The sequence below is a fragment of the Paenibacillus yonginensis genome (genome assembly GCF_001685395.1).
GTDB lineage: Bacteria > Bacillota > Bacilli > Paenibacillales > Paenibacillaceae > Fontibacillus > Fontibacillus yonginensis.
The window spans coordinates 454,947-469,090 of the sequence record NZ_CP014167.1; the positions used below are offsets into that span (position 1 = coordinate 454,947).

General features: G+C 51.4%; 12 protein-coding genes and 3 pseudogenes. 11 read left to right on the forward strand and 4 right to left on the reverse strand.

Annotated features, from left to right (window positions below; translation table 11 throughout):
• Positions 1 to 128 precede the first annotated feature (128 nt).
• From AWM70_RS02005 to AWM70_RS02045, 9 genes are all read left to right on the forward strand, one after another.
• Positions 129 to 1,391 carry a GntR family transcriptional regulator gene (locus tag AWM70_RS02005; RefSeq protein WP_335582139.1) on the forward strand — a complete coding sequence of 421 codons (1,263 nt, stop codon included), beginning with the start codon at positions 129 to 131 and terminating at the stop codon, positions 1,389 to 1,391.
• A 276-nt stretch (positions 1,392 to 1,667) separates the two neighbouring features.
• Positions 1,668 to 3,026 carry a Vps62-related protein gene (locus AWM70_RS02010; RefSeq protein ID WP_068693917.1) on the forward strand — a complete coding sequence of 453 codons (1,359 nt, stop codon included), beginning with the start codon at positions 1,668 to 1,670 and terminating at the stop codon, positions 3,024 to 3,026.
• 112 nt (positions 3,027 to 3,138) lie between these two features.
• Complete coding sequence (locus tag AWM70_RS02015; protein ID WP_068693919.1) at positions 3,139 to 5,130, forward strand: ABC transporter substrate-binding protein; 1,992 nt, start codon at positions 3,139 to 3,141, stop codon at positions 5,128 to 5,130.
• A gap of 82 nt (positions 5,131 to 5,212) precedes the next feature.
• The gene (locus AWM70_RS02020) at positions 5,213 to 6,211 is read left to right on the forward strand and encodes an ABC transporter permease (protein ID WP_068693921.1); all 999 of its coding nucleotides are present in this window, start codon (positions 5,213 to 5,215) and stop codon (positions 6,209 to 6,211) included.
• Between the two features lie 15 nt (positions 6,212 to 6,226).
• Positions 6,227 to 7,363, forward strand: a complete 1,137-nt coding sequence (locus AWM70_RS02025) for an ABC transporter permease (protein WP_068700281.1) — start codon at positions 6,227 to 6,229, stop codon at positions 7,361 to 7,363.
• 75 nt (positions 7,364 to 7,438) lie between these two features.
• A complete protein-coding gene (locus tag AWM70_RS02030) occupies positions 7,439 to 8,533 on the forward strand; it encodes an ABC transporter ATP-binding protein (protein ID WP_083180093.1) in 1,095 nt (364 codons plus the stop codon).
• 40 nt (positions 8,534 to 8,573) lie between these two features.
• A complete protein-coding gene (locus AWM70_RS02035) occupies positions 8,574 to 9,665 on the forward strand; it encodes an ABC transporter ATP-binding protein (protein ID WP_068700284.1) in 1,092 nt (363 codons plus the stop codon).
• 50 nt (positions 9,666 to 9,715) lie between these two features.
• The gene (locus tag AWM70_RS02040; protein WP_068693923.1) at positions 9,716 to 10,267 is read left to right on the forward strand and encodes an HAD family hydrolase; all 552 of its coding nucleotides are present in this window, start codon (positions 9,716 to 9,718) and stop codon (positions 10,265 to 10,267) included.
• 203 nt (positions 10,268 to 10,470) lie between these two features.
• A complete protein-coding gene (locus tag AWM70_RS02045; RefSeq protein WP_068693926.1) occupies positions 10,471 to 11,244 on the forward strand; it encodes an SDR family NAD(P)-dependent oxidoreductase in 774 nt (257 codons plus the stop codon).
• 120 nt (positions 11,245 to 11,364) lie between these two features.
• Here the strand turns inward: AWM70_RS02045 and AWM70_RS24255 are convergent, their stop codons facing one another.
• From AWM70_RS24255 to AWM70_RS02050, 3 genes and pseudogenes are all read right to left on the reverse strand, one after another.
• A complete protein-coding gene (locus tag AWM70_RS24255; protein ID WP_418303207.1) occupies positions 11,365 to 11,505 on the reverse strand; it encodes a hypothetical protein in 141 nt (46 codons plus the stop codon).
• A gap of 65 nt (positions 11,506 to 11,570) precedes the next feature.
• Entirely contained in the window at positions 11,571 to 11,714 is a 144-nt protein-coding gene (locus AWM70_RS24260; RefSeq protein WP_151208790.1) for an AraC family transcriptional regulator, read from the reverse strand.
• A gap of 135 nt (positions 11,715 to 11,849) precedes the next feature.
• Positions 11,850 to 12,502 (reverse strand): annotated as a pseudogene (locus tag AWM70_RS02050) (aminotransferase class I/II-fold pyridoxal phosphate-dependent enzyme); the annotation flags it as partial.
• On the opposite strand from AWM70_RS02050, the pseudogene AWM70_RS02055 reads away from it, so the two are divergent.
• Together AWM70_RS02055 and AWM70_RS23695 are read left to right on the forward strand one after the other, a co-directional pair.
• Positions 12,463 to 12,860, forward strand: a pseudogene (locus AWM70_RS02055) (nitrilase-related carbon-nitrogen hydrolase); the annotation flags it as partial. The pseudogenes AWM70_RS02050 and AWM70_RS02055 sit on opposite strands and share 40 nt — an antisense overlap.
• Positions 12,844 to 13,456: pseudogene (locus tag AWM70_RS23695) on the forward strand (histidine phosphatase family protein). The pseudogenes AWM70_RS02055 and AWM70_RS23695, both read left to right, overlap by 17 nt.
• An 89-nt stretch (positions 13,457 to 13,545) precedes the next feature.
• Here AWM70_RS23695 and AWM70_RS02060 read toward each other — a convergent pair.
• A complete protein-coding gene (locus AWM70_RS02060) occupies positions 13,546 to 13,989 on the reverse strand; it encodes an Hsp20/alpha crystallin family protein (RefSeq protein ID WP_068693929.1) in 444 nt (147 codons plus the stop codon).
• Positions 13,990 to 14,144: the final 155 nt, after the last annotated feature.

Here is a 14,144-nt window from a genome sequence, read left to right on the forward strand (position 1 = left end):
TTAATTTGGATACAGAGGTTTGTAAAAAAATAGGGGACAAAAGTTAAATTCATGTCAACTACTCCCTTAGGCATCATATGGAACAAAAGGTGGAGTGGTTGCTGGCTTATGTTTCTGATATTATACATGTGACATGGATCAGTATCGGAGGGAAAAGATGGATGAAGGAGCAGCGCAGCGCAACCAAACGGAAGAACCTGCTGTACCGGCAGGTAGCAGATAAAGTCAGGGCCGATATTACGGCCAAAGGGATGCAGCCTCATGAGCCCGTTCTCTCAGAAGGCGAATTGGCCAAGCTTTACGGCGTGAGCCGGATGACAGCCAAGCTGGCGCTTGAGCTGCTGGTTAAAGAAGGACTGGTATACAGGCTGGCAAGACGCGGCACTTTCGTGTCGGGGCAGACAGGTAATCCTGAAGGGAATCACAACAGTTCTGAAGGAAACAACAGCAGTTCTGAAGGAAACAACAGCAGTTTTGAAGAGAATCAAAGAGCCGCCCTGCAGCAAGCATCAGGAATGAAGCGGAGGATCAGTTCCGAACAAAAACGAATGGCGCTGGTGTTTCCCAACCTGGATGAATATACAGCCAGAATTATTGCTGCCGCCGAAGCCGAGGCAAGAGAAGCCGGTTATCAGGTGCTGATCCGGGTGTCCAAGGACAAAGATGATGAAAGCGAATGTCTGCAGGAGCTGCAGGATGCGGGAGTCGACGGGATCATTCTCTATCCGAGAGGCCGGAAAACCTGCAGCGAAAAGGTGCTTCAGCTCTATCTGGCCAATTACCCGATCGTTGTGATTGACCGGATCTTCCGGGAGGTTCGAATTGACTGCGTGTACCACGATCATTATCAGGGGGCCTACCAATTGACGGAATATTTGATTGGCAAAGGGCACCGGGAGATCGGCTACGTGTCAATGGCTTTCGACGGAGTTACGAGCCGGGAGGATCGTTATAAAGGGTATCTGCAGGCGATGCTGGATCATGACTTGTCGATCAACAGCCATAACATTTTTCTCCATTGCGGAGAGGATTACATGGACAACCTGACCGCACTGAATCGGCAGCTGCAGGCTTTTCTGGAGGAAAGTCCCGGGCTGACGGCCGTGCTTTGCGCCGATGACTATCTGGCAACCTCTTGTTTGTATACGGCGTTTCATATGAACAAATCGGTGCCGGATGAGCTGTCCATCGTCGGTTTCTCCGATATCCAGCTGGCCAGCCTGCTTCCCGTCCCGCTAACGACAGTACGTCAAACAACCGACCAGCTGGGACAAGCGGCAGTCAAACTATTGGTTAAAAGGATCAATCATTCCCGGGAAAACCCAATTACGATAAAAGTTAACACTTCGCTTGTGGAACGTAGTTCTGTCAAACAAATGTCAACGGATTAAGACCTGCATATATAAAAAATATCAGATGCTTCCCCCTTTTATTGAACCAAATCCTAACGAGATCGCGGTTTAAGTAAATAAGGGGAGGCTTTTTTACATGGATTTTATAGTTTTTAATTTAACATTCCCCCCTATTTTGATTTACAAAATTAATGTTACGAAACGATTGAATATATCAGTGACATAGATTATCGTCTTTGGATGGAAGGGGTAATTTTCCAAATATCAGGAGATGGAGGGATAACAAACATCGTGAAACCTACAGGAAATTTGACAATGCTTATTCGCAGAGGGGAATGGAGCAGATCTATCTTCCAGGAAGTTCGCAGCATCCGGAAGGCCAAGCGGGCCAAGAGCTGGATATTCGCTTTACTGGTCGGTATTTTGACTGTTTCCGGTTTGGGGCTGCCAGGCGCCAGTCTTGCAGGAGCTGAATCTGCGAACGGGTTCGGAGCTGATAACAGTGATCTGGCTCGCTTGTCTGCCAGCTATGCTTCCCATTTGCCGGTGACGGTTTATGACAATTCGCCTTACGGAGGTAAAGAGCAGGCTTTTGACATTGGCAGCTATGACTGGGACGTCATCAATAGCGGAGTAGGAAATGATAAAATTTCCTCCCTGCGGGTTGCGCCGGGCTACAAGGTTACCCTGTACAAGGATGCTGGTTTCTCCGGGGCATCGAAGGTTTTTACTGCTGATGCTATGTATGTCGATGACTTCAATGATGAGACAAGCAGTCTGAAGGTCGAAGCTGTTACACCGCTTGATGCCTCCAGCTTCGCCGTTCCGGGCAACGCGTACACGGATGCATCCAAACGCAGTATGCTCGAATCCTTTGCGCCACGAATCTGGTTTGCGCAAGGCGAAGTTTATTTTCCATCCTCCGTGGAGTACACGTTCCCTTATGTGGAACGCTACCTCAATCCTAACTCCGGGAATTACGAATTCAGAACCAAAGAAGCTTTGAACCCTTACAACAAGAAGCTCCCTTATTTTAATGGCGACCTGCAAAATGCGCCCATCTACGCCTTTTGGGTCGAGAAAGATTACAACAATGTTGATTTAGTTTACTTCCAGTTCTCCCCATACGATCTGGGCAAAACCGTGCTCGGCAGTGAATTTGGCGACCATGTGGGCGACTTTGAACGCGTAACGGTCCGCTTAGCCAAGTTCGTCTACAACGGCCAGAACTATTTGAAGCCAGTTCAAGTGTTCTACGGCTATCATTCTTCCGGTATTACTTACCGCTGGGATGAAGTGGACAAGATCGGCGGCACACATCCGGTTGCTTACTCGGCCTTTGGTTCCCACGGCATGTGGAAAGACCCGGGCAATCATGTGTATCAGGATATCGTGATCGCCAAGCTGACCGACGTAACGAATCAGGGAACGTCTTGGGATACGTGGAACCGGGTACAGGCATTTGAATACTTCCCGAATGCATCGACCGGTGTAGGTCTTGGCAATCCATGGCCAACCTGGCTGAACAAAGATTATACCAATCCGAACAGCGGTGCGGTATACCGGTTCGGCAATCCGGCGCAAGGCTCCGTCTTTGGACAGCCGCTGCTGGCGGACGGCCCAACGGGACCTCAGGAGAAAACAGCCCTGACAAGCGATACGATTTTAGATTAAAAACGTTTTAAACCTCTTTGGCCGTGTTTCTAAACTAATTTTTTTCTAACCGATTCTCATTGATTTCCAAATAAAACTTCTTTATTTCAAATTAGAGACTGGAGAGACAAAAGTGGGAAAAAAATCGATCTGGAGCCTTGCAGTTGTAGTTGCCGTAGTGCTGGTAGTTGTCATTTTATTCGTCAATGGCAACAAAGATCGTCAAGCCAAGACGTCTGCAGCGCCGGCAGAGTCTCAGGCGCCGTCAGCCAATACGGCTGCCAATAATACTTCTTCGTCAGGGGGCGGCTTGAAGGAAGCCCCGATTCTGGCTGAGAAGGTCAAGGCGGGATCACTGCCGCCGATAGAAGAACGTATGCCGGCTGCAGATGACATTATGGTTGAGCCAACTTACGAGGAAATCGGTAAATACGGCGGTGAATGGCGTTATCCTTGGAACGGTCCCGACGATAAATGGGGCATCGAGATGGTGACGGAAGAGCCGTTGTTCCGCTTCAAGCAGGATGGCTCCGGCAGCGTTGAGCCCAACGTGGCCAAAAGCTACGATGTGAACGAGGACTCTACTGAATTCACGATCCATCTTCGGGAAGGCATGAAATGGTCGGACGGCGTTCCGTTTACGGCCGATGATGTTATTTTCTACTGGGAGCATATGCTGATTCCTGAAACCTTCGGCAAGGCGCTGTACGACTGCTATTATTCGGTGAATCCGGAGACGGGCGAGAAGGAAAGAGCCGAGGTGACCAAAGTCGACGACTACACGGTCAAAGTGGTGTTCAAGCATCCAAGTGTACAATTCCTGGAGCGGCTGGCGATCGACAACAAGTGGTTCTTCGCACCGGCTCATTATTACAAAACGATCCTTCCGGAATTCATCGGCGAGGACAAAGCGCTTGAGGTTGCCAAAGAGTATGGCTTTGAAGACACCCAAAATCTGGGCGTATGGACTGGCTACTATTACTGGCTGTACCCGCAGCGCCCAACTCTCCGCCCTTGGGTCGCAACGAACGATGCCAACAGCGATCGCTTCATTATGGAGCGCAACCCGTATTACTTCAAAACCGATGCAGAAGGGCAACAGCTTCCTTATATCGACCGCATCGTGCTGACGAAAACGCAGGACCCAAGCCACAAGCTGCTGGATATGCTGGCCGGCAACGTGGAAGTAGCCCAGTTTGATTTCAAGGATTTCACCGTACTCAAGGAAAATGAACAAAAAGGCGGATACCGCGTTATCCCTTGGTCGACGCCAAACTGGTCCAGTACAGGCATTGAGCTGAACCAGACAACCGAGGATCCGAAGCTCCGCGCATTGTTCCAGGACATTCGCTTCCGCGAAGCACTTTCGGTAGCAGTGGATCGCAAGGAAGTTTCCGAGATCATTACAAGCGGCATGGGCGAACCGGCTCAAGCTTCCGTACCGGAAGGCCTGCCAGGCTTCCAGGATGGCTGGAACAAGCAGTGGACGGAGTACGATACAACCCGCGCTTCACAGTTGTTTGATGAAATCGGCCTGAAATGGGACAGCGCTCATAAGTACAGAACCTTTGCCGACGGTTCCCCTCTGTCCATTTTGTTCTATGAGGAAAAAAGCGCCGACAACGAGCAGTTTATCGAACTGGTTCGCAAATATTACGAAAGCGTCGGTATTAAAACCGAGCTCAAAATCGTGGACCAAGGCAGCTTCTTTGATCTGAAGTACGCCAACAAAATTCCGGCAACGTTCAAGACGGTCAGCGTCGTTGACGTTTCGCTCAGACCGGACGAGCTTGTTCCTCTGCGCGTTATTACTCCTTGGTTTGGCCACTATGGCTTGTACAACTCTTCCGGAGGCAAAGAAGGCGTGAAACCGGAAGGGGATGTAGCCAAGATCATGGAATTCTGGGACAAAATCAAGGCAGCGAAGACAAGAGAGGAAATTACGCAGTACAGCAACGAGATTATTAAGCTGCATCAGAAGAACCAGTGGGTGATTGGTTACACAGGCCCGACTCCTGTTCTGACCGTTGTCAAAAACAATGTGAAGAACGTGCCGGCCCTTGTTAACAGCGATGAGTTCAGAGGACTTGGCTTCGCTCATCCGGATCAATTTTTTATCGAATAGTATACGAACAATATACGAATCTGCTTATCAACGGGGAAGTTTCTTCCCCGTTGATCTTGCATGATGAAGAGGGGAACTGCATGTGGTAGGTTACATAACTCGCAGGCTGCTTACGATGATTCCGGTCGTGCTGCTGATATCGATCATCGTCTTTTTTATCATCCAGCTGCCTCCCGGCGATTTCATCAGCACTTATGCAGCCAAGATGACGACAAGCGGCGAAATCATGGACGATGCGGCGCTGCTAAAGCTGCGGGAAGCGTATGGTCTGGATCAGAGCTGGTATATGCAGTATTTCAAGTGGATCTGGGGGATGGTGACTCAAGGCGATTTCGGCTATTCGCTGAACTATAACCGTCCGGTGGCTTCGATCATCAGCCAATATATGGGCTTTACGGTCATTGTGTCTGTAATTTCCATGCTGTTTACTTATGCGCTGTCTATTCCAATCGGCATTTACAGTGCGGTGCGGCAGTATTCAATCGGTGATTATATCTTTACGGCTATCGGCTTTATCGGCATGGCTACACCTAATTTTCTGCTGGCGATTATTCTTATGTATTTCTCCTATGTCTATGTCGGCGACCCGATGCTGGGACTGTTCTCGCCGGAATTTGCAGAGCAGGCTTGGTCCTATGAGAAATTCAAGGACTTTCTTAAACATATGATCATTCCCGTTATCGTGATCGGCACGGGCAGCACCTGCGATCTGATCCGCGTCATGCGGGCGCAGATGCTGGATGAAATGGACAAGCCTTATATGCTCACCGCAAGGGCCAAGGGATTGTCCGAAGCGCGGATTATTTTCAAATATCCGGTTCGTGCCGCCATCAATCCGATCGTCAGTACCATAGGATGGTCGCTGACCTCCATTTTCACAGGGGCGACTATTACGGCGATCGTGCTGAACCTGCCGGTACAGGGACCTGTTATGTATCAGGCGCTGCTGTCCCAGGACATGTATTTGGCGGGGACCTGGCTGCTGTTTATGGCCGCTTGTATTGTGCTGGGTACGCTCATATCAGATATTTTGCTGGTATGGCTTGACCCTCGAATCCGGATGCAGAGAAAAGGAATGTGATCGATGTATACGCAGATGAAGAAGAATTCTGGTTTATGGTCCAGATTGTTTTCGGTCAAGAGAGAGGAAGACACTTATTACGCGGAATCCCACATCCGTCTTATGTTCCGCAAGCTCATGAGGCACAAGCTGGCACGGATCAGTTTGATTGTGCTGGCCTTGATGTATCTGCTGGCCTTATTCGGGAACTTTGTTGCTCCGCAGGGGCTGGACAACTATGACAGCGAGCAGCTGAACAGCCGTCCATCGAAGCTTCACTTTGTGGATGCAGACGGGAATTTTCACCTCCGGCCGTTCGTCTACGGCCTTAAATCGGAGCGGGATCCGGTTACTCTGCGCAAAAGGTTTGTGGAGGACCCCTCCGAAAGGTATCCTTTGAAATTTTTTGTAACGGGAACGGAATATAAATTTCTGGGCCTAATCCCCGGTAATTTGCATTTGTTTGGTGTAGAAAGTCCGGGACGCCTGTTTATCTTCGGTACGGACGACATGGGACGGGACCTGTTCTCCCGAATTGTGCTCGGCAGCCAGATATCCCTGACGATTCCGCTTGTCGGCGTCGCGATCAGCTTTGTGCTGGGGCTGCTGCTGGGCGGCATCTCCGGCTATTTTGGCGGCATCGTTGACAGTATTGTGCAGCGTGTTATTGAAATCATACGATCTTTCCCGACCCTGCCGCTCTGGATGGCGCTTTCGGCGGCTATACCGGCGCGGATTCCGGTCGTGCAGATGTTTTTCTATATTACGATTATTATGGCCTTTATCGAGTGGACGGGACTTGCCCGGGTAGTACGCAGCCGGTTCATATCCCTTCGGAATGAGGATTATGTAATGGCGGCGAAAATTTCCGGTGTGAGCAATGCGCGGATTATCTTTGTCCACCTGGTGCCGGGCTTTATGAGTTATCTGGTTGTGGCGATGACGCTGGCGGTTCCGGCAATGATTATCGGCGAAACGGCGATCAGCTTTCTCGGGCTGGGCATTCGTTCCCCGGCGGCAAGCTGGGGCGTGCTGATGCAGGAAGCGCAGAAGATGGAGAACGTGGCGCTGTATCCTTGGAAACTGATTCCGCTTGGCTTCGTTATATCTACGGTACTCGCTTTTAACTTTCTGGGCGATGGCTTGCGCGATGCTGCCGACCCCTATAAATGATGAGTTATAACAGATGATTATCAAGATAAAGATGAACATGGCTGAAATAAACAGGCAGACAGTGAGGTTGAGGAGATGACAATGACGAAAACGGCGGCAGAGAAGACCGGTCAGGCGGCGGATGAGCTTCTGAATCCAGAGCCGGCTCCGGATCAGACAGTGCTTCGCGTAGAGGATCTGAAGGTTCATTTTCCGGTGGAACGCGGCCTGCTGAAGGCGGTAAACGGCGTCAGCTTTCAGGTGTCCAAAGGCAAAACACTGGGCATCGTCGGGGAGTCGGGCTGCGGCAAAAGCATTACAGGCAAAGCGATTCTAGGCATCCAGCCGAAGAAAACGAAGGTTTCCGGCTCGGTTTGGCTGGGCGATACCGATTTGCTGAAGCTGAAGCCGGACGGCAAGGAAATTCGAGCGATCCGCGGCAGCAAAATCGGAATGATTTTTCAGGAGCCGATGGCGGCTTTCTCCCCGCTGTACACAGTGGGCAATCAAATCATGGAATCGATCCTGCTTCACCGGACCCGGAACAAAAGAGAAGCGCTTGAGCTGACGATCGACATGCTGAGAAGGGTGGGTATCGCCAATCCCGAGAAACGTTTCTATCAGTATCCCCATGAATTCTCCGGGGGAATGATGCAGCGGGCAATGATCGCGATGGCGCTGTCCTGCGGTCCGGAGGTGCTGATTGCAGATGAACCAACAACGGCGCTTGACGTTACGATTCAGGCCCAAGTGCTCGCCTTGATGAAGGAGCTGCAGGAGCAGTTCGGCATGGCGATCCTGTTTATTACGCACGATTTGGGCATCGTAGCGGAAATGTGCGACGAGGTTGCTGTGATGTATTTGGGAAAAGTGGTGGAGCAAGCGCCGGTCCGGGAGATTTACCGGAATCCGAAGCATCCGTATACCCAAGGACTGCTGCGCTCGATTCCATCCCTGGACCGCACTGTTGAGCGGCTGGAATCGATTGAAGGCACCGTGCCTGTGCCGCTGAATATGCCGCCGATGTGCGGCTTTTACGATCGCTGCAGCCAGCGGATTCCCGGCGTATGCAACGTGCAGAATCCGGAAGCTGTGCAGCTGTCGGACCGTCATACGGCAAGCTGCTTCCTTTATTGGCCGGAAGCAAGCGGAGGGGAAGAGAGGAGGAATGAACATGTCGTTAATGCCTGAGCAAACGCTTGAACAAAGGCTAGATCAAAAGCCCGAGCAAATGCTTGAGCAGCCGATCATGGATGTCGTTAATCTGGTCAAAGAGTATGACGGCGACGGCGGAGGCAGAAGCCTTAAACGTGCAGCGGCGCCTGTACGGGCCGTGGCTGATGTTTCTTTTTCTATCCGGCGTGCGGAAACGCTGAGTCTTGTCGGTGAATCGGGCTGCGGCAAAACAACGCTGGGCCGCTGTCTGGTTCGCGGGATCGAGCCGACCTCCGGCCAGGTGAATTATCGGATGGAAGACGGGCGCAGCATCGATTTCCTGAAGGCAACCAAACAGGAATATAAGGCGATTCGCCCGGGCATTCAGATGATTTTTCAGGACCCCTACTCTTCGCTTAATCCGAGAATGACCGTGTACGAAATTATCAGCGAGCCGCTGCGGGCCTTCGGCGGACTCAGCAAAGCAGAGATTGACGAGCGAGTCCGGACGATCGCCGGGCAAACCGGGCTGGATCCCAGCTTTTTGAAGAGGTATCCGCATGCTTTCTCCGGCGGACAGCGGCAGCGGATCGGCATTGCCCGCGCACTTGTCACCCGGCCTAAAGTCGTGGTGTGCGACGAGGCGGTATCCGCGCTGGACGTGTCGGTTCAGGCGCAGATTATCAACCTGCTTAAAGATCTGCAGCAGCAGTATGAGATGACGTATTTGTTCATTTCGCATGACCTTTCGGTCGTCAAGCATATTTCAGATCGGATTGCCGTTATGTATTTGGGGAAAATCATCGAGCTGTCAGATGCGAAAGCCTTGTTCCGCCAGCCGCTGCATCCTTATACGGAAGCGCTGATCTCTTCAGCTCCCCGGCCTGATCCGGAGGCGAAGAAGGAACGGATTATTTTGCAGGGGGAGGTGCCAAATCCGGCTAGTCCGCCTTCCGGATGCCGGTTCCATCCCCGCTGCGCTTACCGGACCTCGCTCTGCGAGCAGACAGAGCCGGAGCTGTGCGCTATGAAGGACGGCCGTCAGGTCGCCTGCCATTATGCTGAGGAATTGAACCTGCAGGGCGTTTCGGCTTTCGGGCCGGGAGCTTCCTTGGAATCCTCCAGAAATTCGGCTTCGGTGCAACAGGAGCTGGCAAGTCTCGTATAGAATAAGATTCTAAGGATTCAAAATACAGGACATAAACAAAGGAGCTCGGCATGGACAATAAACGGCTTGTTATCTTTCTGGATAGCGGAGATACGATCATTGACGAGTCTACGGAAGTAAGGAATGACGAAGGTATCGTAGTCAGTGCGGACGTGATTCCCGGTGCGGATACGATGGTCAAGACGCTTTACGAACGGGGTTATACGCTCGTGCTGGTAGCGGACGGGGATACGCAGTCTTTCTATAACGTGATGAAGCAAAACGGATTGTTCGACTATTTTACGGCTTTGATTATTTCCGATAGCATCAAGGCAACCAAGCCGAGTCCCCGCATGTTCAAGGCAGCGGCGGGTGCGGTAGAGCTGACTGAGCAGGATTATGGGCGGGTTATCATGGTTGGCAACAACCTGAGCCGTGATGTTAAAGGAGCAAATGCGCTGGGCATCACCAGCGTTTTTCAGAGCTGGACCCCGCGTTATCCGCATGAACCTGCCGACGAAACCGAGCGGCCCGACTTTATCATTTTGGAGCCGCTGGAGCTGCTGGAATTGGCTGACCGTCTGAATGAACAGCTGGAGGCGGAGCTGCAAATCCGCGGCTGAAAGGCTGGGTGGCTGAATGGTTGCATGGCTGGATTCTGAAGTCTAGATTCTACAGCTTGAACCCAAAGGTTTTTATGAGAATAAATAACTGTATGCCCCGCGTCGGAATGTTTCCGGTTCGGGGTTTGTTTTATCCCTCGAACTTATTGTAAATTAGAAGGGAAAATGTCTGTATATTATTGGAAAATGGGAGGCGTTTGGAGATGGCGCAAGTCAGTTTTGATCTGAGCGGCAAAGTTGCAATCGTGACTGGAGCAGGCAGGGGAATTGGAAGAGTACTTGCGGAAGGTCTGGCGTTTGCGGGAGCGGATGTGGTCCTGACGGCAAGAACGGAAGTGGAAGTGGTTCAGGCTGCTGACGAAATCCGACAGGCGACAGGCCGGAAGACGCTTGGCCTTTCTTGTGACGTGACGGATAAACAGGCCGTAAATTCCGTTGTCCAGCGGGTGGTTGAAGAATTTGGCCATATTGATATTCTTGTGAACAATGCCGGGACGACCATTCGCAAGACCGCCTTTGAATTTGGTGAAGAAGAGTGGGATTTTATTTTTGACACGAACCTTAAATCGATTTTCTTTATCTCCCAGGCGGTTGGAAGGCATATGGTTGAACAACAATACGGCCGTATGGTTAACATCTCCTCCGCCGCCTCGGAAATGACCCTCTCATTCTCAACAGCCTACGGCCCGAGCAAAGCGGGTGTCGTCCAGCTGACGAGGCAGCTGGCGACGGAATGGGCCAAATTCGGCGTAACGGTTAATGCCGTCAGCCCGTGGTTTTTCAGAACGCCGCTCACTTATGAAAATCTGGACAAGCCTGAAGTGAAGCAGGTCATTGAACAGCGGACGCCAATGGGCCGATATGGGGAAGTGATCGAGCTTGTGTCTCCGGTTTTGTTCTTTTGCTCGGATGCCTCCAGTTATGTAACCGGTCAAAATTTGCTGGTTGACGGCGGCGCCTCTCATTTTGCTTTCTAAACGGATTCAATTGCGGCTATGTCTCACTTAATCAATTAATCCGAGGCGGATGAGGTTGGCGGTAACCGGACGTTTTCCGATTTCGCGTTTCCGAATGGCACAGGTCCGAGAAAGACCCTCTCAGAAAATGGCTGGCTGCGGAATCGGTTTGTCCGTGCCGCCGCCGGCATGGAACGTCCGCATATCCTGCAGTGGGGAAAGCCCGAACAACCTTTTATATTCACGGCTGAATTGCGTTGCGCTCTGGTAGCCGACCCACAGCGCAGATTCGGTTAAATTGACGCCGTCAAGAAGCGGGCTGCTTTAGTTGGCAGTAATCCACTCAATCACTTTGCTGATCCTCTCAGCTTCCTGATGCAGCAGCATATTTTGAAGAAAAGCGCGCCTTCCTCGTCTGCGAGGAGCCAATAGATAAATTCCCGCTTCACGGCTGGAGCCAGATACCGGGCAGCCTGGCTGTCCGAGGAGATCCGTAGGAGTTTTTCAAAGCTATAGAGAAAAGCCCTCTTTTAGCACATATGCCCTTGCGGTTGTTCGTTTATGGAGCATCTGGTGTGGCCTCATTCCCGGCTTCTTGTTAGGGTTCGGCTTCGAATTTGACTTCACTATTCGGCTGTAAATCCCCATTCGGACTGCATCAGTCCGCGCAGTGCTTTGGCAAAGCCGGCGCTGCCCCGGCGGATTTCATCCGCTTTGGCTTTGGCATGGGGCACCAGCTTGCACCATAAATGGAGTCGGCCTTCGGGGACTGTATAAAGGACCAAGTCACCAAGCACCTCGTTTGAAGATCAGCTGCATCCGCAGCCGGTTTAGATGTGGCTCGAATTGCGGCGATTTTAGGAACTGAAGCGGCCACCTGCTGCGGAATGACGATGAGGCCAAAGTCCATCTGCTGCCGGGCATCGGCCAGTCTTTCTACGATGGCATGCGGGGCAACCATCCAGCCGACCCGCAGTCCGGAAGCGGCGATTTTGGAGAACGAGCCGATGTTCAGCACGGAGCCGTTGACGTCCGCCGCTTCAAGCGGCAGCGGGGCTTCTCCGTTATAGGCCGTCAGGCTGAACGGATCGTCCTCGACGATTGGGAGCCTCAGCTCGCTGGCGACGTCCAGCAGCTGCTTGCGGCGTTCGGCGCTCGTTACCGTGCCGGTCGGATTCTGAAAATTAGGATTCAGGAACACCATCTTGATCCGGTGTTTCTTATGGAGCAGCCGGATCTCCGACGGGTTCGGAACGCCTGCTGTGGGGACAGGGAGACGTCAGCACACTTCCCGTTATCGATACGCCGTTCGGCAGGATCGGAGGATTGATCTGCTGGGAAAATTACATGACGCCGGCCCGCACAGCCCTGTATGCTGAAGGCATTGATATTTATATCGCGCCTACGGCAGATGCCCGCGATACGTGGCAGGCACGATCCGGCATATCGCCTGCGAAGGCCCCTGCTTTGTGATCGCCTGCAACCAGTTTGCGACCAAAGCTTCTTATACCGCCGATCTGGACGGTTACGAAGAGCTGGAGCAGGACGGCGAGATTTTGAGCAGGGGCGGCAGCGCCATCGTAGGGCCGCTTGACGATTATGTAGCCGAGCCGCTTTACGATGAGGAAGGGATCGTGTTTTGCCACGCTGGACCTAGGGGCACCAGGACTCGCCGCTTTCCGCTGCCGGAAGACTGCAGGTGAGAAGCTTCATGAACGTTTAAGAAAGGTTGATTTTAATAAGGTATATGCCAGTACAAGTCCCAGGGCGATTACGACCGCTGAGATCATTTCTGGGAAAAAACGTGAGCACATCGGCCAATTGGATGGATTAAGGGAAATCAACATGGGCTTGTGGGAAGGACGACAGCTTGGAGATATACAGAACGAATATGCGGTGGAGTATGACAACTTTTTATATATACTTGCCGACCGCCGGAGGAGAAACCTATATCAAGCTGCGGGATCGAGCCGTATCTGCTGTTGAGGCTAAATTGACGGAAGCTGTACAGTCCGATGCGAAAGGAAACCGAGGTATTCACATTTTGGTCGTGACTCACCGAATGACACTGAGGACGCTTATGAATCAGCTTATGAATCACTACGCCGGAAACGATCTTGTAGGAATGGGAGGCACACCGGATATTCCGCCGGCCAGCCTGAGCGCAATTGCATTTAAGGATGGCCGGGCGCGGGTTGAGCTTTACGGGGATATCTCGCATTATACGGATTAATGGAAGGACTACCGGAATATAAAGAAAAAAAGCAGGCAGGCTTCAAGCCTGCCTGCTTTGAAAAAACAATGAATCCTCATCTGGATCTATTATTCGATCTCGATTCTTTTTTTGGAATGGCCGTCATCCGGACGTTTTGGGATTTCCAGCTTCAGAACCCCGTTGTCCAATTTGGCTTTGATGCCGGCCTCGTCAACATTTTCCACGAAAAAGCGGCGCACAAATTCACCAGAGCGGCGTTCCTTGCGGATCATTTTGCTCAAATCATCTTGCTGCTCTGTATATTCATCGCGTTTGGCGCGAATGGTCAAATAATCATTGCTGAGTTCGATATCAATGTTATTTTTGGAGATGCCTGGAAGCTCGGCTTCAACCAGATACCGGTCTTTCTCTTCACGGATGTCTGTACGGAAGGACTGGGCTGAGCCGCCAAACGGGAAAAACCACGGATCTTCAACCATCTCATTGAAAGACTTCAGCATTTCTCCGAAATGATCCTCAGTTCTTCTGCGGAAAGGTGTCAGATCAAACATACGAATCAGCTCCTTCTTGTAGGGTGGGGTAGGATTAATCCTTACACTTGAAATTATAAGGAGCAGAGCTTGTACCTTCAAAGTCGATTTTTACCCGTTTTGACCGATTTAAGGGAAATATAGGTCATCTTCATAAAATGCCTTGTGTTTATATT

Bases quoted from the DNA above. Each gene is read 5' to 3' on its own strand.
- AWM70_RS02030 (WP_083180093.1), top strand. From the start codon at position 7,439: ATGACAATGACGAAAACGGCGGCAGAGAAGACCGGTCAGGCGGCGGAT.
- AWM70_RS02040 (WP_068693923.1), top strand. From the start codon at position 9,716: ATGGACAATAAACGGCTTGTTATCTTTCTGGATAGCGGAGATACGATC.
- AWM70_RS02025 (WP_068700281.1), top strand. From the start codon at position 6,227: ATGAAGAAGAATTCTGGTTTATGGTCCAGATTGTTTTCGGTCAAGAGA.
- AWM70_RS02045 (WP_068693926.1), top strand. From the start codon at position 10,471: ATGGCGCAAGTCAGTTTTGATCTGAGCGGCAAAGTTGCAATCGTGACT.
- AWM70_RS02035 (WP_068700284.1), top strand. From the start codon at position 8,574: ATGCTTGAGCAGCCGATCATGGATGTCGTTAATCTGGTCAAAGAGTAT.
- AWM70_RS02010 (WP_068693917.1), top strand. From the start codon at position 1,668: ATGCTTATTCGCAGAGGGGAATGGAGCAGATCTATCTTCCAGGAAGTT.
- AWM70_RS02060 (WP_068693929.1), bottom strand. From the start codon at position 13,989: ATGTTTGATCTGACACCTTTCCGCAGAAGAACTGAGGATCATTTCGGA.